The sequence below is a fragment of the Acinetobacter seifertii genome (assembly GCF_000368065.1).
In the GTDB taxonomy this organism is placed as follows: domain Bacteria; phylum Pseudomonadota; class Gammaproteobacteria; order Pseudomonadales; family Moraxellaceae; genus Acinetobacter; species Acinetobacter seifertii.
In genome coordinates, this window is sequence record NZ_KB851200.1 from 1,426,529 (window position 1) to 1,446,959 (window position 20,431).

Here is a 20,431-nt window from a genome sequence, read left to right on the forward strand (position 1 = left end):
CAACAAATTAATGAGTTTCTGAAGCAGCCGGCTCGCTAGAAGCGCTACCTTCAACCACATCGGTATTCTTTTCATCTAAAACTGGCTTATCAAGCGAATCAATTGTAGCTTGCTGTTCAGGAGTTACTTTATCAGCAACTGCTGTAGAAGCAGCATCTTGTCCTGCTTTAGAAGACTCTTCTTTTTTGCCACAAGCAGTCAACATCACTGGAACAATTAACAAAGCAGCTAAGGTAAGTTTTAAATTCATCACTATTTTCCACAATTGGTGATTTAGTGCTCATTATTTTATTTCAAAAATATGACAATTTAATGACTTATCCATGAAAAAAAGGGGTTGAACCCAACCCCTTCTTATTTTTGCATATATCTATTATGCACGTTCTAATAAAACTGCAACTGCTGGCAAAGTTTTACCTTCAACGAACTCAAGGAATGCGCCACCACCAGTTGAAATATAGCCAATTTGGTCAGCAACATTATATTTATCGATCGCAGCAAGAGTATCACCACCGCCAGCAATCGAGAATGCATCAGATTCAGCAACAGCAAGAGAAAGTGCTTTAGTACCTTCGCCAAACTGATCAACTTCAAACACACCAACTGGGCCATTCCAAAGAATTGTTTTAGAAGTAGTCAAAATTTCTGCAAAAGCTTTAGCTGTTTCAGGACCAACATCTAAAATCATATCGTTTGATGTTACATCTTCAACTTTCTTAACAACAGCTTCCGCTGCCGCTAAAGAACCCAAGAAATCTTCAAAATTAATTTGAGATGCATCAGCAACAACAACATCTGTAGGAAGCGGAACACTTACTTTAGCAGCAATTTGTTTTGCAGTTTCAACCAAGTCAGCTTCGTATAAAGATTTACCAACGTTGTAACCTGCTGCCGCTAAGAAAGTGTTTGCGATACCACCACCAACAATAAGTTGATCACAAATAGTAGACAATGAGTTTAAAACATCAAGTTTTGTTGAAACTTTAGAACCAGCAACAATAGCAACCATTGGTTTTTCAGGTGTTTGCATTGCACGACCAAGTGCATCTAATTCAGCAGCTAATAATGGGCCAGCAGCTGCAACAGGAGCAAAACGCGCAACACCTTCTGTAGAAGCTTCCGCACGGTGAGCAGTACCAAATGCATCCATAACAAATACATCACATAGAGCAGCATACTTTTGTGCAAGTTCAGGATTGTTCTTCTTTTCACCCACATTAAAACGAACATTTTCAAGCAAAACCACTTGTCCAGCCTGAACCTCTACACCATCAAGATAGTCAGTAAATAATTTAACTTCTTGGCCTAATGCTTCAGTTAAATATGCTGCAACTGGTGCAAGTGATTGTTCTGGCTTTGGCTCACCTTCAACAGGACGACCTAAATGCGAAAATACCATTACAGCAGCGCCTTTTTTTAAAGCAGCTTTTATTGTTGGAAGTGCTGCACGTAAACGAGCATCGCTGGTAATCACGCCATTTTTAACAGGAACGTTTAAATCTTCACGAATAAGTACACGTTTACCTGCTAAGTTAAGGTCAGTCATACGCTGAAAATTCATGTAAAGCTCTCTTTATGATTTTAAAAACGCGCCAATTTTAAATGATTACATCAAAAAAGGTTAGTTTTTTTGCATAAAAGCTGTAGAAAGCCAAAGTTTTGATTATGATAGAGGTAGTAATCTAATATTTCATCCATTATGTCTATTCATCCAGATCCACAAATCAATCGTTTAAATGTTTTAGGTGAACCTTTAGCAAGCTGTTGTTTTGATCCTATTACTGGTTATTTTCGAAATGGTTTTTGTCATACAGCGGTAACAGATCTTGGGCAACACACTGTATGTGCCCAAATGACTTCAGAGTTTTTAAATTTTTCACAAAAAATTGGAAATGATCTTATCACCCCTCTACCTGAGGCAGGCTTCCCGGGTTTACAGCCTGGCGACTTCTGGTGCATCTGTGTAACTCGCTGGGTTGAAGCTTATCAAGCTGGGCAAGCACCTCCCATCAAACTCCACGCTTGTCATCAAGCAGTATTAAGCTATGTTCCTTTAGATGTGTTAATGGAATTTGCAGTTTGATGAAGCAACCCAAAATTATCTTGGCATCGAGTAGTCAAACGCGTAAGGATTTGATGAATCGTTTAAGACTCGAATATACCTGTATTAGCCCAGATATTGATGAAAGCCCTTGTGGTGAGACTCATGCCGACGATTTAGCAAAAAGATTAGCATTTGCTAAAGCACAGCTTATAGCTCAACAGAATCCTCAAGCAATTGTAATTGGATCAGATCAGGTTGCATGGCGAGAACATGCACCTCATGATTTTATTGGTAAGACATTAAACTTTGAAAATGCCAAAGCTCAATTAACGGCCAACTCTGGTAAAACAGTCTTTTTTAGTACAGCTTTAAGTGTCCAGTGCCTTGAAAAAGGTTTTGAACACACTCTTATTGATCACTATCAAGTTAAATTCCGCAATCTAACCCAGTTAGAAATCGAAAGATATATCGAGTTAGACAAACCCTTCCATTGTGCGGGAAGTTTTAAGTGTGAAAGTCTAGGTATTAGTCTATTTGAAAAAATGATAGGCCAAGATCAAACCACTTTAATGGGTTTACCCATGATTCAGCTTTGTCAGATTTTAAGACAGCTTGAACTTCAAATTCCTTAATATTTATTAGCTTATTTATAGGTTATCTCCATGACACAACCTTTAACCGTTTTAGGCGGCATTACTGCTGAACAATTCCTAACAGAATATTGGCAGAAAAAACCATTACTTGTGCGCAATGCCATGCCTGAAATTATTGGTATGTTAGAGCCAAATGATGTAAAAGAACTTGCTGTAGAAGATCATGTCAGTGCTCGTCTTATCCGTCAAAAAGATAAGAACCCAAATGAATGGCATTTAAAATCATCGCCGTTAACAAAAGGTGACTTTCAAAAACTCCCAAAACTATGGACGCTTTTAGTACAAGCAGTTGATCATTACTCATTTGATTTAGCCGAGTTATGGAAGAAGTTTCCTTTCATTCCCCAATGGCGTCGTGATGATATTATGGTTTCTTATGCCCCTAAAGGTGGTTCAGTCGGAAAACATTTTGACTTTTATGACGTATTCTTAGTTCAGGGCCATGGCCACCGTTGTTGGCAACTCGGACAAATGTGTGATGAAACTACTCAATTTGTACCCAATCAACCTTTAAAGCTTTTATCTGAAATCGATGTTCATTTTGATGAAGTTTTGGCTCCTGGAGACCTTTTATATGTTCCACCTGGATTATCTCACTATGGTGTTGCAGAAGATGAGTGTTTAACCTACTCATTTGGTTTTCGCATGTCTAATATTTCAGGCATGATCGATAGAATTAGCGATCAATTTGCTACCGATGAATTACTACAAAACCCAGTTGTAGATATTGCTCGGAAGAATATTTCTCAAGTTGGTGAAATTAATCCAGAAGAATTAGCTTATTTAAGAGATTTGGTTTTAGCTCAGTTGCAAAACTCATCAGTACTTGATGCTGCTATTATGGCCTACATGACTGAACCTAAATATCCAGACAATATTCCAGAACCTGATGAAATTGAAATTGAAGATTTAAATGCTATTTTGTCAGAAGGCTATGAATTATTACTAGAACCTGCTTCTCGCCTGCTTTATAAAGAACAAAATGGTGTTTTAAAGTTTTGGGGTAATGGAGAAGATTTACCAATTGTGGAATCTTTTGCCACTCAACTTAAAGCTATAGCTGACGGAAAAAGTGTTCCTTTCAATAACAAACTAAGCAGTTCGGATATTTTAGAGAATATTGTTCAATTATTAAATGATTCAATTATCATGCTTTTACCTCCTGCGGAATAATATTAGCTAATCATCACGAAAGGAGAAATTTATAAATTTCTCCTTTTTTCTTTTATAAATACATGTTTAAATATACCATTCTTTAAACCCATGTTTATGGTTATTCGTTTATGGTATAAATCAATCTTGCTAAGTGAAAAAATGATCTATTACAGACTTTGTAAAATATAGAAATTTTTTTTAATAAATATAAAATTTATATTTAGAGCATTTGGCTTTATATCTTTTATTGTTTTCAAAAAACGTATTTTTTTCTATCAATAACAATCAATACAATGTAAAATTGCGCGTTCGTGCTTTTTATTTATGCATTCCACCATTTAGGCTAAGAGCAAAATATTTGTGTGAGGCTATCAAAACATGTCAAAAAAAGATGACATCATTACCACTGCTTTAAGACTTTTTAACTCATATAGTTATAATTCTATAGGAGTAGATCGTATCATCAGTGAGTCTGGTGTAGCAAAAATGACATTTTATAAATACTTTCCTTCAAAAGAGAAACTTATTGAAGAGTGTTTATTGTTGAGAAACTCACTTTTGCAAAATTCTCTTACTGCTGCTATTTCCCACGAAGATGAAAACAATCCATTAGCTCGTATTAAAGCAATATTTTTATGGTATTCAAATTGGTTTAATAGTGATGATTTTAATGGGTGTATGTTTCAAAAAGCCCTAGAAGAAGTATTAAAACAGTACCCTTCTACTCACCAACCTGCAACCTTATATAAAATATGGTTGACCCAGCTAATGCAAGACCTTCTTATTGAACTTAAAATTGAAGAGTCCCGCCCTTTAGCTTTACTTCTAGTCAATATTTTAGAAGGTATGACCATTCAAGCTCAAGTTGAACATGGTTCAGTAAAAATTTATGACTACTGGAAACGTGTGGAGAGATTAATTGAGTTTGAAAAAACTGCACATTAAAAAATAAAGCGTGATATTATTCTTCTTATGTTGTTGAATCTTCTTCTTATTCATCACGCTGCGTCTGAAAGTCATTCTAGTTTAGAGTTAGACTTCTTTTTGGAATAAGATTCCAAACCAGAATATACAGACCTGTCTGTACACGATCCATTATATCTTTAAAAAGTAAAAACTCAATCTTTTTTTATCGACTTTTTTGACATAAATCAGAATTAACTATTGATGAGAGTTAAAACAAGGATTGTTTACTTCAACTTTGTTTCATTTATACTTAACAATTACGCTTCTCACACAACGCAACACTTTTGACACAAAACAACTACAAATTCTTGTTTTACCTTAATAATGCTATATATTTATCAATTACACTTATAAACCTTTTCAACAAAAACAATTGGATTGATTAGTTTTGCTACATTCATTTCTGCAAGATCAATCTATACTATGCCGGCCATATTGATATAGGTATAAAGTATGAAAGATGGACTCCAAATTGAAGAAATGAAAAATGCGGCTGATTCTGTCGTAGGAACATTAAAGTCTTTAGCTAACACTGACCGTTTATTAATTTTATGTCACTTAGCTCATGAGGAGTTGAATGTCTCTCAGATCGAAGACAAAACACAAATTACCCAGCCCACCCTTTCACAACAATTGATGATGTTACGTAAAAGTGATGTTGTTTCAACCCGTCGTGATGGCAAACAAATTTTCTACTCTATAAAGGATGATAAGATGCATTCAATTTTAAATATGCTTTATCAGTTATATTGCATAAAGTAACTGATCTGCACTTATAAAATTATAATAATATTAATGTATTTCCTGAAATATGCGATTTTTCAACTTGGTAGCGGGTGTAGTTGTTCCAGCAAAGAGGATTGAAAATTCGCGTAGTTTTTCTAGTATTCAAATCTATTGAAAACAAAAATAATCTCTTCTATTTCTTTTTACATCTTTTATCTTCAACCATTCATTTACTAAATAGCCAAGTCTACATAATTGGTTTATTGATTGTAATGTAAGCAAAACATCTTTCTTGGCACTTTAATAATATTATTTTAATATTTTAAAAACATATACTTAATATTACCATAGCTTATAAACCCAATTAGTTGCTATAAAAAAGCTTAAGATTCCGATCACTTAAGTATAAAATACTCCGCTTGTTCAACCTTTAGCCACGAATAGGTTAATAAGGCCTTTATATGCTTGAATTCTTTTCTCGATTAAGCTTAGTCACCAAAATTATTATTGCGATTGTTTTAGGGATAGGCGTTGCACTATTATTTCCAAACGTTACACCCTATCTAAGCTTGTTTGGTGAACTGTTCATTAAAGCATTGAAATCAGTTGCTCCTATTTTAGTTTTTGTATTGGTTCTTTCTTCTATTGCCAATTTCCAAGTAGGTCATAGTGCAAATTTACGTCCAGTCTTATTACTTTATGTTGTGGGCATGCTATTAGCTGCTTTTAGTGCTGTAGTTGCTAGCTTGTCTTTTCCAAGTACGCTTTATCTCAATAGCGTTAGCCATAACAATTTACAAGCCCCTGGAAGCCTCGCAGACATATTAAAGAACTTGCTTTTAAGCTTTATTGCAAACCCTGTTCAAGCAATTAGTGAAGCGAATTTTATTGGTATTTTGGCGTGGGCTATTGGTCTTGGCTTAGCAATGCGTCATAGTTCGGAAACAACCAAACAAGTCATGCATGATGTTTCACATGCAGTGAGTGCCATTATTCATAAAGTAATTGCATTTGCACCTGTAGGTATTTTCGGTTTAGTAGCTGTGACTTTTGCCGATGCTGGTTTAGCAACACTCGAAAGTTATGCGCACTTATTAGCAATCCTATTAGGAACAATGTTATTTGTTGCTCTTGTAGTTAATCCAATTTTAGTAGGTTTAACAATTCGTGGTAACCCATACCCACTCGTTTTTAAATGCTTAAAAGAAAGTGGTATTACGGCATTCTTTACACGTAGTTCAGCAGCTAACATTCCGGTTAACCTCGATTTAGCTGAGCGTTTAGGCGTTAACCCATCTACTGCAAGCGTTTCTATTCCTTTAGGTGCTACTGTTAACATGGCCGGTGCAGCTGTGACCATCACAGTACTCACGTTAGCAACTGTACACACATTAGGAATTCATGTTGATTTAGCAACTATGATTATTTTATCAGTAGTCGCTACAGTTTCAGCATGTGGAGCATCTGGTGTTGCAGGCGGTTCACTACTTTTAATTCCAGTAGCTTGTAGTTTATTTGGTATTTCATCAGAAATTGCAATGCAAGTTGTTGCGGTAGGTATGATTATTAGTGTATTACAAGATTCAACGGAAACGGCTCTTAACTCATCTACTGATGTTTTATTTACAGCCGCAGTTGATATTCGCTCCAAACAAACCTCTTAGAGAACATGCCATTTCAACGTTTACCAAACTGGTTCCAAATTGGTGCCTTCTTACTGGCAATAAATGCCGGAATGATTAATGTATTAGGGCTAATCACCCTTTTACATCAGTCAGTTTCGCATATGACAGGTAATGTCAGTATGCTAGCGATGAGTTTGGTAAACTGGCAATTTGAACACATCATATATTTAGTACTTGTTATACTGTGTTATGTATGTGGATCATTTTATAGTGGCTTTATTTTAGGTAACAGTCATTTTAAATTAGGCCGTCGATATGGCCTTCCTTTAAGCTTAGTTGCTCTCTTTATTTTTCTATGTTGGCTATTACTCCCTTATTTTCCCAAATATGGATTATTATGGGCTTGTGTCGCCATGGGATTACAAAAATGCCATGGTCAGCCATTACAAAGGTACTATTATCCGGACCACTCATTTATCAGGTGTTTTGACAGACCTTGGTCTTGCTCTTGGTTACATGGCACGTGGTTTAAAAGTTGAAAACCGTCGTATAATTTTGCATCTACTTATTTTTTCAGGTTTTCTGCTTGGTGGTATAATTGCTGCTTTAGTTCACCCCTACTTGAAATTGCAAGCATTTTTGCTTCCAGCAATTTTGAGTTTAACTCTCAGTATCTCGTATTGGGTTGTTTATTTTCACAGTTCTTCTTCAAATTCGGATTAAGTCATGGTTAAAAATGCCTTACAAGCTCAGTTACTCAAAGCTGGTTTAGTTGATAATAAAAAAGCGAAAAAGCTAACCAAACAAGCTCAACACGAGCAACGTACAGGCCAAAGTAATGAGGCAGAAATTAAGGCAAATATTGAAAAAGCTCAAAAAGAGAAACTAGCAAAAGATCAAGCTCTAAATTTAGAAAAACAGCAACAACTTGAAGAAAAAGCATTGAAAGCTTCAATCATTCAAATGATTAAGCAACATAAAATTACTGATTTTGCTGGCGATGTCGCTTATCAATTTATTGATGAAAATAAAGTTAAAAAAGTCTACCTATCTCAGCAAGTCTATAATGCCCTTGTAACAGGAAGCTTAGTGATTGCTAAAGATCAAGATCAGTATGCTTACCTTCCAAAGGCTTTAGCTGAAAAGATTGATCAAAAGATGCAAGGCTTTATTTTGATTAATAATGCAGAGAAAAATGAACAAACCACCGACGAAGAAGATCCATACGCAGCGTATGTTATTCCAGATGACTTAATGTGGTAATTTTCTCAAGCCTTTATCAATTATGCGATAAAGGCTTATACTTTTTAAATTAATTATTAATATTTTATCAATTATTAAAAAAAACTATAAAAATTACATTCTGGTCAAATTCATTCACCACTTCATCTATTATTATCGATATAATGAATAAAACATTTTGTCTTTACCATGCCTTTTAGGCTTTTCCCGATTCCAACTTTATGTCTTGTCTAAATCATGTCAGTTTTAGCCAAAGATATAAAACATAAACTTTGATGTGTTTTCACACATATCCGAAAGATCAACATCTTTGTCGAGCTTGATCTAACTGACTTTATTGCAAAATTAAATTGCGGAATTTTAATAAACTAGCTGATGTATAAAGGTAGTCATTCATGCTGAAGTGGTTTGAAAAACTTGTCGATCCTTATCCAACCAAAGGTCTGGATGAGCCCTTACCAACACGCTTTTTCCCATTTGTTTGGCAAGCTACTGAAGGCGTACGTCCATACTTACTGCTTCTTGTTATCTGTACAGCGGGTGCAGCTACATTTGAAGCATTACTCTTTTCAAAAATTGGACAACTTGTAGATTGGTTAAGTAAAAGTCAACCTGAAAGTTTTTTAAGCCAACATGCTTCAAATATCCTTATTTTAATAAGTGTCTTATTTGCTAATATTTTATTTGTTAATATTCAATCTATTATAAAACATCAGATTTTATATAGCACTTTTCCAATGCGCTTACGTTGGCGCTTTCACAATCTTTTATTAAAACAAAGCCTAGATTTTTTCCATAATGATTTTGCAGGTCGCCTTTCAGCAAAGGTTATGCAAACAGCTTTAGCCATTCGCGAATTCTGGATTATTCTGGGCGATATGTTGGCTTACGTCAGCATTTACTTTATTACTGTTAGTATTGTTCTTGGTGCAATTTCACCGACTTTACTTATTCCACTTATGGTTTGGTTGGGCTTATTTTTATTAAGTGCTTGGTTCTTTATTCCGCGTTTAAGTAAAGTGTCACAACAACAAGCCGATGCACGTGCCGTAATGACTGGCCGCGTAACTGACGCCTATACAAATATTCAAACAGTTAAACTATTTGCCCATGCGGGCCGTGAAAGCCAATACGCAAAAGCCTCAATGAAAGAGTTTATGACAACGGTCTATGCGCAAATGCGTTTAGGTACTCTTTTTGAAGTTAGTATTAATATGCTTTCTGCTGTTTTATTTGTAGGCGTGATTGGTACAGCAGTTTGGTTATGGACTCAAGGTTTAGCGGCTTTAGGTGTTATTGCTGCAACCACAGCCATGATTTTAAAACTTAATAGTATGGCTGAGTTTATGATGTGGCATATGTCCGCGTTATTTGAAAATGTTGGAACCATTCAAGATGGTATGCAAACACTCGGCAAAAAAATCAATATTCAAGACAAAGCAGAAGCAAAACCACTTGCAGTAAAACAAGGTGAAATCGTATTTAAAGATGTCACTTTTGCCTACAACAATAAAAATGTCATTGATCACTTTAATCTACATATTAAAGCAGGTGAAAAGATCGGTATTGTTGGGCGCTCAGGTGCAGGTAAGTCTACTCTCATCCAATTACTTTTACACTTCTATCATCTTAAAGAAGGTGCAATTTTAATTGATGGACAAAATATTGAAGATGTTACACAAGATAGTTTGAGAGCGAATATTGCTTTAGTTACTCAAGACACGTCCCTCCTACATCGCTCAGTTGCCGAGAACATTAAATATGGTCGTCCAGATGCAACTGATCACGATATGCAAAGTGCTGTTCATAAAGCTAAAGCAGCCGAGTTTATTCCCCAGCTTGTAGACCTAAAGGGTCGTTCTGGTTATGAAGCACAAGTTGGTGAACGTGGTGTCAAACTTTCAGGCGGTCAAAGACAACGTATCGCTATTGCACGTGTTTTCCTAAAAGATGCACCAATTTTAATATTAGATGAAGCAACAAGTGCACTAGACTCTGAAGTTGAAGCAGCCATTCAGTCTAGTTTAAATGACCTGATGGTTGATAAAACGGTTATTGCTATTGCTCACCGTTTGTCTACCATTGCTCAAATGGACCGTTTAATTGTTCTTGATGAAGGTAAAATTGCAGAGCAAGGTACACATGAAGAATTAATTGCCAAAAATGGTATATACGCACAATTATGGAAACGTCAAACTGGTGGCTTTCTTATTGAGCAAAAAGTAGTACAGGGTCAAGATTAATGCTTTATTTAGAAGATTTAAAAGTTGGTGATCGTTTTATTAGTCGTGAATATGAAATTACACTAGATGAAATTAAACAGTTTGCAAGCCAGTATGACCCCCAACCTTTTCATACAAATGAAGAGCTAGCCAAAGAAGACCCTATCTTTAAAGGTATTGCCGCTAGTGGGTGGCATACTTCTGCAATTACGATGCGCTTATGGACAGAGTGTATGCCAATTCATGGCGGACTAGTGGGTTCAGAGTCTAGTCTGCGGTGGCCACGTCCAACACGACCAGGTGATCGTATTCATGTTGAAGCTGAAATTTCCGCCAATACACCATCCAAAACAAAATTGGATCGTGGTATTGTAAGTTACGTTACACAAGCCTTAAATCAACATGGGGATGTTTTACTTATTTCGACGACAAAAATCGTTGTCTTTAAAAAGAATGTTTAATGAATCGTTGATATGATTGTCTAACAGTTTTTATAAACTCAAATTATATTTCATGACAAGATGTGTAAGAAATGCACGTAGAGAATTGATGAGAGCAACGGAACGCATATGAAAATTACCTCAGCTCGTCAAGATCAAGGTATTCCAGGAGTCTATGGCTTATTGCTTTTAGATGTTGTTTCACGTTGGGGATACAACGATGAGACTTTATTTGCTCCTTTTTATCTTACTAGTGAGCAATTGGCAGATCCTGAGTATCGTATTTCAACACCTGTAGCAAATGAACTGGTTAAACATGCCTTAAATCTCACTGGTGAAAGTACATTGGGGTATCATATTGGCACCCAAATGCGTATTTCGATTCATGGATTTATTGGTTACGCAATAATGACAGCAAAGGATATTACAGAAGCGATTGCTCTTGCTGCTCGTTTTATCCAGTTACGCTTACCCTTCCTACAACTCTATTTTTCTACATTTGGCCCCAAAGCCACATTACAGTTGCAATGTGATATTGAATTAGAGCCACTTCGCACCGAAATTGTTTTAGGCTTAACGATTGGCATCATGACGATGGCAAAAGCAATGACAGGTATCGAAGATTTAGCAGGTGATGTTGATTTAGACTTTCCTGAACCAGCAGGCTTTGATAAATATAAAAGTAAATTAAGCAGCACTATTCGTTTTAATCAACCTCATTTAATTTCTAGCTTTGATAAAAAATATTTAGGTCTTAAATTAATTAATTCAGATCCAATCGCCAGTCAAATCGCCATTAATCAATGTGAAGCGGAACTATCAGCTTTAGGCGAACGTCGCCGTTTGGCAATGCGCGTACGTGATATTTTAAGTAATTCTGAACAACATTACTTAAGCATAGAAAATGTAGCAGAATACCTACATATGTCGGATCGTACTTTAAAACGACAGTTGGCTGCTGAAGGAACATCATTTTCAACATTAGTAGATGAAGTCAGATATCGTCATGCGACTTCATTACTTTCACGTACAGATTATAGTCTTGAACAAATTGCGGATGAACTTGGTTACTCCGATGTCGCAAATTTCAGCCGTGCTTTTAAACGCTGGAGTGGCCGTAGTCCAAGCAACTGGCGCAAAGACCCCTATTTATAATGTTATTAAAATATTGGACACAAGCTTAAGGAGTTGTCATGAACCACCCTTCAGAATTGAAGTATGCACGTACACATGAGTGGGTAAAAATTGAAGGTGATCTTGTTATTACAGGGATTACTGACCATGCACAAGATGAACTTGGAGACTTGGTGTATGTTGAAACTCCGGAAGTTGGCAGCAAAGTAACAGCTGGCGAACAAGCTGGAGTAGTTGAATCAGTTAAAACGGCCTCTGATATACACGCCCCTGTATCTGGGACTGTAGTAGAAGTAAATACAGACCTTGAAGATGATCCGGATTTCGTAAATGAAGATCCATACGGCAAGGGCTGGATTTATAAAATCAAGCCAAACAACATGGCAGACGTTGAAAAACTGTTAACAAATGCAGAATATGAAGCTGGTCTATAAAAGTTAACAACGCTTTCAGTATTTGATAAAAACCAGTTTACTTTTAAACTGGTTTTTTTATATATGTATAAATTAGCTATAAAGCCTGATGAATAGGAGCACTGACATGACAAGACTTGTTGTATTTTCTGGTGCAGGTATGAGTGCAGAAAGTGGAATTAGTACTTTTCGCGACAGTAATGGCCTATGGGAAAATTATGATATACAACAAGTAGCCACTCCAGAAGCTTGGAACAAAAACCCGGCTTTAGTCCAACGGTTTTATAACGAACGCCGTAAAAATATTTTAGAAGCTCAGCCAAATGAAGCTCATCAGTACATTGCCAAACTACAAGCTCATTTTGATGTACAGGTTATTACTCAAAATATTGATGATTTACATGAGCGTGCTGGTAGCCACAGCGTCTTGCATCTACATGGTAATATTCGACTAGCAAAAAGCTCGGGACCAGATGCACAATATACAACTCAGTTTTATGAGATTAATGGTTGGAAGTTAGATTTAGAACATGACTTTTGCCCGAATGGTTATCCACTTCGTCCTCATGTAGTTTGGTTTGGTGAAGCAGTTCCAGCATTTGAAGAAGCCATCAAGCAAGTACAGGAAGCAGATATTTTCATTGTTATTGGTTCAACCTTAAGTGTTTATCCTGTTGCTGCTTTAGTTCATGAAATTCCTAATTACACTGAAGCCTACTATATAGATCCCCAAGCAGATCATTCTCGTGTTCCATCTCAATATAAACTATTAAATATGACAGCCACAGAAGGTATGAAAGAGCTATTTCATCAGTTGACGAACTGATATTTTCATAGTTTTTACTGCAGATTTCGTCTTTAGAGTAGTCTCTTCATCTAAAATTGATTTAAAAATACTCAACTCATATCAATTTTGCTTGTAGTGAATATATTGTCATTGCTAATTTTGTAACCAAAAATGCTATTTTATTCTCAAAATTTACCATTTCTATAATTTTTGAAAGTTTATAAGAATTATGCATGCCCTATAAGATATTGATTAAGATTAATTTAATTTATAATGTAACTAAAATTACATTGGTTTACATAAAAATACATAAAATACATCACAAAGATAACAGAGCAAAAAAATTCTTTTGTGGTTGAATCTCAACCTCTTGAAATGCCGTACAAGAAAACAGCGACCTGGATTAGGTTACAATCACGGATTATGGATATAAGGACACACATCCATTATGAGTTATTTTGATCCCACCCTCATCATGTTTATGGTGTACATCGTAGCAATGGTACTTATTGGCTTATTCGCCTACCGTGCTACAAGCGACTTCTCTGATTATATTCTTGGTGGTCGTAGTTTAGGCAGTTTCGTTACTGCATTATCCGCAGGCGCATCAGACATGAGTGGTTGGTTACTCATGGGCTTACCAGGAGCGATTTATCTTTCTGGTTTATCTGAGGCGTGGATTGCAATTGGCCTAATTATCGGTGCTTGGCTTAACTGGTTACTGGTTGCTGGTCGATTACGCGTTCATACTGAAATCCAAAATAATGCACTCACTCTGCCCGACTATTTTACAAGTCGATTTGATGACCAGAAAAAGATTCTTCGCATTTTCTCTGCCGTTATTATCTTGGTTTTCTTCGCAATTTACTGTGCCTCAGGTATGGTAGCTGGCGCACGTTTATTTGAAAATTTATTTGGTATGTCATATACCACCGCAGTCTGGTTAAGTGCTATTGCAACAATCAGTTATGTTTGTATTGGTGGGTTCTTAGCCATTAGCTGGACCGATACTTTCCAAGCTGGCTTAATGATTTTTGCTCTTTTACTCACCCCAATCGTAACTTACCTTGCAATTGGTGATACGACTCACTTTGTAACGCTCATTGAAACTGCTCGTCCACATGCATTTAATATTGTTTCAGATTTAAGTGTGGTGGCTGTTTTATCTTCCATGGCATGGGGTTTAGGCTATTTTGGTCAACCGCATATCCTAGTTCGTTTCATGGCTGCTGATTCTGTAAAATCAATTCCTGCTGCTCGTCGTATCGGCATGACTTGGATGATTTTATGCTTAATTGGTGCTGTTGGTGCTGGTTTCTTCGGTATCGCATATTTTGAGCAACACCCTGAATTAGCAGCTGTTGTAAGCAAAAACCCTGAAACTGTATTCATGGAATTGACTAAAATTTTATTCAATCCTTGGATTGTGGGTATCATTTTGGCTGCAATTTTAGCTGCTGTTATGAGCACGCTAAGCTGTCAACTTTTAGTATGTTCAAGTGCTTTAACTGAAGATTTATACAAAGGTTTCCTTCGTAAAAATGCATCTCAAAAAGAGCTTGTGTGGGTTGGTCGAGTTATGGTTCTTGCGATTGCAGTTCTTGCAATTGTGCTTGCAGGTAATCCAGACAGTAAAGTTCTTGGTCTTGTTGCCTATGCATGGGCTGGTTTCGGCGCTGCATTTGGTCCGCTTATTATCTTGTCATTGTTCTGGAAACGTATGAATTTACAAGGTGCTTTAGCGGGTATGATCGTTGGTGCTGTTGTAGTGATTGGCTGGAAGAATCTTTTCGCAAGTACTGGTGTTTACGAAATTATTCCTGGTTTTATTCTTGCATTTATCAGCATTATTGTAGTGAGTCTTTTAACTAAAGCGCCAAACACAACAGTAACTGGACGCTTTGAAGAAGCAGATGAACTCTACAAAGAAAGTGTATAAAAATGAGTAAAATAAAAAGGGGCTTAGGCCCCTTTTTATTTGCTTTTAGTTTTGATTTTAATTTTTGAAGTATCTTTGACTACTTGCATTACAGGGTAACTACGGGTTTCTTTTACCCCTGGTAATTGCCATAGTACCTGCCCAGCAATACGTCTAAACTCCTCCATGCTGCCACTTCTTAACTTAATTAAGAAATCAAATCCGCCACTCACCATATGGCATTCAACGATTTCTGGATAATGCACGACAGCATCAATAAACTCGTCTAAAACGTTAGGTGTTGTTTTATCAAGCAAGACCTCTACAAACACTAAAAAATTTGCATTCAGTTTGATTGGATTCAATTTTGCTTCATAGCCCAAGATGAATTCATCTTTTGTTAACTTCTGCACCCGAGCCATAACAGCGGTTGGAGATAAGTTCACCATTTCGGCTAATTTACTATTAGAAATTCGCCCATCTGTTTGAAGAATATCCAAAATTTTTAAATCAGTGCGATCAAGGCTTAATAATGGGCCATTCATCTGAATTTTCCTCTAAAAAATAGGCTAAATATAGTGAGTTATTCGGTGTTTCTTCTGTAATCATAAATTATCTAAACCTCTCTACTCAAGATGAGTTTATGAGAGTCGGTTGTCGGAAATAGATATGAACACAATGGATACTTTTCATCAAATGGATAAATCTCACCAAGGCTATATCACCGAATTCAATGATAAAAGTGAGTTTGAACAACGCATTAATACAGCTTGGCGTCGTGCTGAACCGGAAGCTGTAGAAGAGCTATTACAAGCTGCTGCGGTATCTGATGATTTAGATCATAAAATTTATGAACTTGCATTTAATCTTGCCCATAACTTACGTGAACGTAAAACCTCTTCAGGTAAAGCTGGTATTGTTCAAGGGTTATTACAAGAATTCTCTCTTTCTTCTCAAGAAGGCGTGGCGCTTATGTGCCTCGCTGAAGCTTTGCTTCGTATTCCAGACTCTGCAACACGTGATTTGCTTATCCGAGATAAAATCAATCAAGGTAACTGGAAAGAACACGTTGGTCAAAGTAGCTTAATGTTTGTAAATGCTGCTGCATGGGGCCTTATGTTAACTGGTAAGCTTATGGAAACCCCAAAGCAAACCAGTCTTTCAAGTGTACTTACTGGCCTTTTAGCCCGTAGTGGACGTGGCATTATTCGTAAAGCAGTTGATGTTGCAATGCGTATGATGGGTGAACAGTTTGTAACTGGGGAAACTATTGAAGAAGCTGTAGACCACGCAAAAGTGCTTGAAGATAAAGGCTTCCGTTATTCGTACGACATGCTAGGTGAAGCAGCTTTAACTGACCATGACGCTGAACGCTACTTTAACGATTATACGCAAGCTATCCATGCAATTGGTAAAGCGTCTAATGGTAAAGGTGTTTATGATGGCCCAGGTATTTCAATCAAGCTTTCTGCTTTACATCCTCGTTATCAACGTGCGCAAATTGAACGTGTTCATCAAGAACTTTACGGCAAAGTATTTGAACTCGCTCGTTTAGCCAAACACTACAACATTGGTTTAAATATCGATGCTGAAGAATCAGAGCGTTTAGAAATTTCGCTTGAGTTACTTGAACGTCTTTGCTTCGAGCCAGAACTAGCCAACTGGAAAGGTATTGGATTCGTTATTCAAGCTTACCAAAAACGCTGCTTCTTTGTAGTTGATTATATTATTGATCTTGCTAAACGCAGCCAAAAACGCCTCATGATTCGTCTTGTAAAAGGCGCATATTGGGATAGCGAAATTAAGAAAGCTCAAATCGAAGGTATGGATGACTACCCTGTCTTCACGCGTAAAGTACATACAGATTTATCTTATATTGCTTGTGCTAAAAAATTACTTGCAGCCCCTGAGTTCATCTATCCACAATTTGCAACTCATAATGCTCAAACATTGGCAACGATTTATCATTTAGCTGATCCAAGCAAATATTATGCTGGTCAATATGAGTTCCAATGCTTACACGGTATGGGTGAACCACTTTATGAACAAGTTGTGGGTCCTCGTGAGCAAAATAAATTAGGCGTACCATGCCGTATTTATGCTCCGGTTGGTAACCATGAAACTTTGTTAGCTTATTTAGTTCGTCGTTTACTCGAAAATGGTGCAAACACTTCATTTGTTAACCGTATTGCCGATAAAACACTTAAAGTTGAAGATCTCATTCAATCTCCAATTTACGATATACGCAATACCGCTAAACTTGAGGGTTCAGTTGGTTTAAAACATCCATCAATTCCTCTTCCTTTAGATATGTATGGGTCACTTCGTAAAAACTCTAAAGGCTATGATTTAGCAAATGATACTCCACTTGCAGCTTTAGATAACACAGCTCAACAACTTCGTAACCGTGTTTGGCAAAGCCATCCTTTACTAGGAAATAACGCTTCAACAGAACAACGCCATTCTGTTGCAATCACAAACCCAGCACAAAATGATGAAATTGTTGGGTATGTACAAGAAGCTGATCTTAATGATGTAGAAATTGCATTGAATGCAGCTGAACAAATACAAATTGAATGGGCAAATACACCCAAAGTTCAACGCGCACAATATTTAAAATGTGCAGCTGACCTTATGGAAAGCCGTATTCAAGAGCTAATGGTATTACTTTGCCGTGAAAGTGGTAAAACTTATGCCAATGCCATTGCAGAAGTTCGTGAAGCTGTAGATTTTTTACGTTACTACGCAACTCAAGTCGAGAATCTTCCTTCAAATACAACGATTCAGCCGCTTGGTACTGTACTTTGCATTAGTCCATGGAACTTCCCTCTTGCAATTTTCTCTGGTCAAATTGCTGCAGCATTAGTCAGTGGTAACTGTGTTATTGCAAAACCTGCTGAACAAACACCATTAATCGCGGCTCAAGCAGTGCAAATTTTATGGGAAGCTGGTATTCCACATGGTGCTGTACAGTTATTACCTGGCCGTGGTGAAACAGTAGGTGCTCAGCTTAGCCAAGATCGACGCATTGATGGCATCATGTTTACTGGCTCAACTGAAGTTGCAAAAATTTTGCAGAAAACAGTAGCAAAACGTTTGGCTGCTAATGGTCAATCTATTCCTCTCATTGCAGAGACTGGTGGTCAGAATGCGATGATTGTGGACTCATCTGCTTTAACGGAACAAGTTGTACTTGATGTTGTAAGTTCTGCATTTGATAGCGCAGGTCAACGTTGCTCTGCTTTGCGTATTTTATGTGTACAAGAAGATAGTGCTGCAACCGTTATTAAAATGCTTAAAGGTGCAATGCAGCAGTTAATCGTAGGTAACCCTGCTATTTTAAAAACAGATATTGGCCCTGTTATTGATGAAGAAGCAAAACAGACAATTGATCAACATATCCAAAAAATGAAGTCTAAGGGCTATCCAGTACATCAACTGATGTTTGGTGCGACTAACCAAAATGAATTGAGCAAAGGAACTTTTGTTGTACCGACAGCAATTGAGTTACCTAACCTCGATGACTTACAACGCGAAGTTTTTGGTCCTGTTTTACACATAATTACCTATAAGTACGGCGAGCTTGAACAACTTATCTCTCGTATTAATGCCAAAGGTTATGGTTTAACAATGGGTCTGCATACTCGTATTGATGAAACCATCCAAACCGTTATTCAACATGCTGAAGTTGGTAACCTTTATATCAACCGTAATATTGTTGGTGCTGTTGTTGGTGTTCAACCATTTGGTGGTGAAGGTTTATCTGGTACAGGTCCGAAAGCTGGTGGCCCGCTTTATATGTATCGCTTAATGCAAAATTGTTCAAATAAAGTATTAGCAACACCATTTGCTATGAAAAATGAACAAACTGTATATGAAGGTTTTAACCGAGAGGTTTATCAGAGCTTACAAAACTGGGCGAAACAGCATTTACCTCAAGCAAATCGTGATATTGAACCATTTGGTGTAGGCAAGTTTTATGAGTTACAAGGCCCTACTGGGGAAAGTAACCAATATATTATTTTGCCGCGTCACCGTGTGCTTTCAATTGCTGACACTGAAGAAAATCAATTACATCAATTGCTCGCAATTTTTGCAGTGGGTAGCCAAGCTGCTGTAATGCCAAATAGTCCATTGCTGGTAAAACATAAACAAACGTTGCCAAAAGAGGTACTTGATGCAATTACTACAGTTAAAAACATTACGTCAGATAATTTTGATGCTGTTTTACATCATGGCAATCGTGAAGAGGTTCTTTCATTACAGCAAGAAATTGCTAGCCGCTCAGGCGCAATTGTTGGCATTACACATGTTGAATCCAATGAATCGATTCCACTTGAACGTTTAGTAATTGAACGTGCAATTAGTGTGAATACAGCCGCTGCTGGTGGTAATGCAAGCTTAATGACTATGTCTGACTAACGCATAATTTATTTAAAAAGCCCAAATCTCAGTATTTGGGCTTTTTTATTTAATGAAGTAATCTATTTTTAAATATATAAATTTTATAGATTAGAGAGTTTCGTAGTGATCTTTTTAGAATCAGAGCAATATCAACAAAAATGTATTCAACTTTTTAATTCGTATAAAAAAGATATTTCCACACTTCTCCCATTTGCCAAAGTTGAGCATATAGGTTCTTCTGCAATACCTCATGCAATTTCCAAAGGTGATCTAGATATTTATATCGAAGTTATGCCTGAGCAATTTGAATTCGCAATAAATCAGTTGAAAACACTTAATTTTATAGAGAAACAAAATACGCTTAGAACACACGAGCTTTGCATGCTCGAATCACTGAACAACGATGATGCTGCATTTCAAGTTGTAGTAGCCGATTCAGTATTTACGTTTTTCTTAATATTTAGAAATAAGCTTATAGACTCACCAAAGCTCGTGAACGAATATAATCAACTAAAATTAGAGTGTAGTCATTTAGACCATGATCAATATAGAAAAGTAAAATCAGATTTTATTCAAAATGTCTTAAATCATCTCTAATTTAAGTACCCTATTTGTTTATGAATATCTGAGTAAAATTGGCTCCTGCAAGCGCGTTTTTTTTGGTACCATTCACTATTTGATTCTGTTTAAATTTTCTTTGTC

General features: G+C 36.7%; 18 protein-coding genes and 1 pseudogene. 16 read left to right on the top strand and 3 right to left on the bottom strand.

What is annotated here, in order from left to right; all coding sequences use genetic code 11:
• Positions 1 to 7 precede the first annotated feature (7 nt).
• Entirely contained in the window at positions 8 to 250 is a 243-nt protein-coding gene (locus F985_RS14155) for a hypothetical protein (RefSeq protein ID WP_004702017.1), read from the bottom strand.
• Positions 251 to 373: 123 nt separating this feature from the next.
• Positions 374 to 1,561, bottom strand: a complete 1,188-nt coding sequence (locus tag F985_RS14160) for a phosphoglycerate kinase (protein ID WP_004702018.1) — start codon at positions 1,559 to 1,561, stop codon at positions 374 to 376.
• Between the two features lie 138 nt (positions 1,562 to 1,699).
• On the opposite strand from F985_RS14160, the gene F985_RS14165 reads away from it, so the two are divergent.
• From F985_RS14165 to putP, 14 genes and pseudogenes are all read left to right on the top strand, one after another.
• Positions 1,700 to 2,083 (top strand): DUF2237 family protein, encoded by a 384-nt coding sequence (locus tag F985_RS14165; RefSeq protein WP_004702019.1) that lies wholly within the window; start codon positions 1,700 to 1,702, stop codon positions 2,081 to 2,083.
• Complete coding sequence (locus F985_RS14170; protein WP_004702021.1) at positions 2,083 to 2,676, top strand: Maf family protein; 594 nt, start codon at positions 2,083 to 2,085, stop codon at positions 2,674 to 2,676. The genes F985_RS14165 and F985_RS14170 overlap by 1 nt, the downstream gene beginning before the upstream one ends.
• 30 nt (positions 2,677 to 2,706) lie before the next feature.
• A complete protein-coding gene (locus tag F985_RS14175) occupies positions 2,707 to 3,870 on the top strand; it encodes a ribosomal protein uL16 3-hydroxylase (protein WP_004702023.1) in 1,164 nt (387 codons plus the stop codon).
• A gap of 360 nt (positions 3,871 to 4,230) precedes the next feature.
• Positions 4,231 to 4,797, top strand: coding sequence for a TetR/AcrR family transcriptional regulator (locus F985_RS14180; protein WP_004702025.1), 567 nt, complete (start codon positions 4,231 to 4,233; stop codon positions 4,795 to 4,797).
• A gap of 474 nt (positions 4,798 to 5,271) precedes the next feature.
• Positions 5,272 to 5,580, top strand: a complete 309-nt coding sequence (locus tag F985_RS14185) for an ArsR/SmtB family transcription factor (RefSeq protein WP_004702027.1) — start codon at positions 5,272 to 5,274, stop codon at positions 5,578 to 5,580.
• Between the two features lie 425 nt (positions 5,581 to 6,005).
• Positions 6,006 to 7,208, top strand: a complete 1,203-nt coding sequence (gene sstT / locus F985_RS14190; RefSeq protein WP_004702029.1) for a serine/threonine transporter SstT — start codon at positions 6,006 to 6,008, stop codon at positions 7,206 to 7,208.
• A gap of 5 nt (positions 7,209 to 7,213) precedes the next feature.
• A pseudogene (locus tag F985_RS0104450) lies at positions 7,214 to 7,892 on the top strand (YoaK family protein).
• Positions 7,893 to 7,895: 3 nt separating this feature from the next.
• Positions 7,896 to 8,432, top strand: coding sequence for a DUF2058 domain-containing protein (locus F985_RS14195; protein ID WP_004702033.1), 537 nt, complete (start codon positions 7,896 to 7,898; stop codon positions 8,430 to 8,432).
• Positions 8,433 to 8,806: 374 nt separating this feature from the next.
• Entirely contained in the window at positions 8,807 to 10,654 is a 1,848-nt protein-coding gene (locus F985_RS14200; RefSeq protein WP_004702035.1) for an ABC transporter ATP-binding protein, read from the top strand.
• A complete protein-coding gene (locus F985_RS14205; RefSeq protein WP_004702038.1) occupies positions 10,654 to 11,094 on the top strand; it encodes a MaoC family dehydratase in 441 nt (146 codons plus the stop codon). Before F985_RS14200 ends, F985_RS14205 begins: the two co-directional genes overlap by 1 nt.
• A 108-nt stretch (positions 11,095 to 11,202) precedes the next feature.
• Positions 11,203 to 12,228 carry an AraC family transcriptional regulator gene (locus tag F985_RS14210; RefSeq protein ID WP_004702040.1) on the top strand — a complete coding sequence of 342 codons (1,026 nt, stop codon included), beginning with the start codon at positions 11,203 to 11,205 and terminating at the stop codon, positions 12,226 to 12,228.
• Between the two features lie 38 nt (positions 12,229 to 12,266).
• Positions 12,267 to 12,641, top strand: coding sequence for a glycine cleavage system protein GcvH (gene gcvH / locus F985_RS14215; RefSeq protein ID WP_004702042.1), 375 nt, complete (start codon positions 12,267 to 12,269; stop codon positions 12,639 to 12,641).
• Between the two features lie 106 nt (positions 12,642 to 12,747).
• Positions 12,748 to 13,446 (top strand): SIR2 family NAD-dependent protein deacylase, encoded by a 699-nt coding sequence (locus F985_RS14220; protein WP_004702044.1) that lies wholly within the window; start codon positions 12,748 to 12,750, stop codon positions 13,444 to 13,446.
• 409 nt (positions 13,447 to 13,855) lie between these two features.
• Positions 13,856 to 15,346, top strand: a complete 1,491-nt coding sequence (gene putP / locus F985_RS14225; RefSeq protein ID WP_004702046.1) for a sodium/proline symporter PutP — start codon at positions 13,856 to 13,858, stop codon at positions 15,344 to 15,346.
• Between the two features lie 35 nt (positions 15,347 to 15,381).
• Here the strand turns inward: putP and F985_RS14230 are convergent, their stop codons facing one another.
• Complete coding sequence (locus F985_RS14230) at positions 15,382 to 15,870, bottom strand: AsnC family transcriptional regulator (RefSeq protein WP_004702048.1); 489 nt, start codon at positions 15,868 to 15,870, stop codon at positions 15,382 to 15,384.
• Between the two features lie 124 nt (positions 15,871 to 15,994).
• Between F985_RS14230 and putA the strand changes: the two genes are divergently transcribed.
• Both putA and F985_RS14240 read left to right on the top strand, forming a co-directional pair.
• On the top strand, positions 15,995 to 19,747 hold the full coding sequence (gene putA, locus F985_RS14235) for a trifunctional transcriptional regulator/proline dehydrogenase/L-glutamate gamma-semialdehyde dehydrogenase (protein WP_004702052.1): 3,753 nt from the start codon (positions 15,995 to 15,997) through the stop codon (positions 19,745 to 19,747).
• A gap of 105 nt (positions 19,748 to 19,852) precedes the next feature.
• Positions 19,853 to 20,326, top strand: a complete 474-nt coding sequence (locus F985_RS14240) for a GrpB family protein (protein ID WP_004702054.1) — start codon at positions 19,853 to 19,855, stop codon at positions 20,324 to 20,326.
• The last annotated feature ends 105 nt before the right edge of the window (positions 20,327 to 20,431 follow it).

Bases quoted from the DNA above. Each gene is read 5' to 3' on its own strand.
- F985_RS14155 (WP_004702017.1), bottom strand. From the start codon at position 250: ATGAATTTAAAACTTACCTTAGCTGCTTTGTTAATTGTTCCAGTGATG.
- F985_RS14160 (WP_004702018.1), bottom strand. From the start codon at position 1,561: ATGAATTTTCAGCGTATGACTGACCTTAACTTAGCAGGTAAACGTGTA.
- F985_RS14165 (WP_004702019.1), top strand. From the start codon at position 1,700: ATGTCTATTCATCCAGATCCACAAATCAATCGTTTAAATGTTTTAGGT.
- F985_RS14170 (WP_004702021.1), top strand. From the start codon at position 2,083: ATGAAGCAACCCAAAATTATCTTGGCATCGAGTAGTCAAACGCGTAAG.
- F985_RS14175 (WP_004702023.1), top strand. From the start codon at position 2,707: ATGACACAACCTTTAACCGTTTTAGGCGGCATTACTGCTGAACAATTC.
- F985_RS14180 (WP_004702025.1), top strand. From the start codon at position 4,231: ATGTCAAAAAAAGATGACATCATTACCACTGCTTTAAGACTTTTTAAC.
- F985_RS14185 (WP_004702027.1), top strand. From the start codon at position 5,272: ATGAAAGATGGACTCCAAATTGAAGAAATGAAAAATGCGGCTGATTCT.
- sstT (WP_004702029.1), top strand. From the start codon at position 6,006: ATGCTTGAATTCTTTTCTCGATTAAGCTTAGTCACCAAAATTATTATT.
- F985_RS14195 (WP_004702033.1), top strand. From the start codon at position 7,896: ATGGTTAAAAATGCCTTACAAGCTCAGTTACTCAAAGCTGGTTTAGTT.
- F985_RS14200 (WP_004702035.1), top strand. From the start codon at position 8,807: ATGCTGAAGTGGTTTGAAAAACTTGTCGATCCTTATCCAACCAAAGGT.
- F985_RS14205 (WP_004702038.1), top strand. From the start codon at position 10,654: ATGCTTTATTTAGAAGATTTAAAAGTTGGTGATCGTTTTATTAGTCGT.
- F985_RS14210 (WP_004702040.1), top strand. From the start codon at position 11,203: ATGAAAATTACCTCAGCTCGTCAAGATCAAGGTATTCCAGGAGTCTAT.
- gcvH (WP_004702042.1), top strand. From the start codon at position 12,267: ATGAACCACCCTTCAGAATTGAAGTATGCACGTACACATGAGTGGGTA.
- F985_RS14220 (WP_004702044.1), top strand. From the start codon at position 12,748: ATGACAAGACTTGTTGTATTTTCTGGTGCAGGTATGAGTGCAGAAAGT.
- putP (WP_004702046.1), top strand. From the start codon at position 13,856: ATGAGTTATTTTGATCCCACCCTCATCATGTTTATGGTGTACATCGTA.
- F985_RS14230 (WP_004702048.1), bottom strand. From the start codon at position 15,870: ATGAATGGCCCATTATTAAGCCTTGATCGCACTGATTTAAAAATTTTG.
- putA (WP_004702052.1), top strand. From the start codon at position 15,995: ATGAACACAATGGATACTTTTCATCAAATGGATAAATCTCACCAAGGC.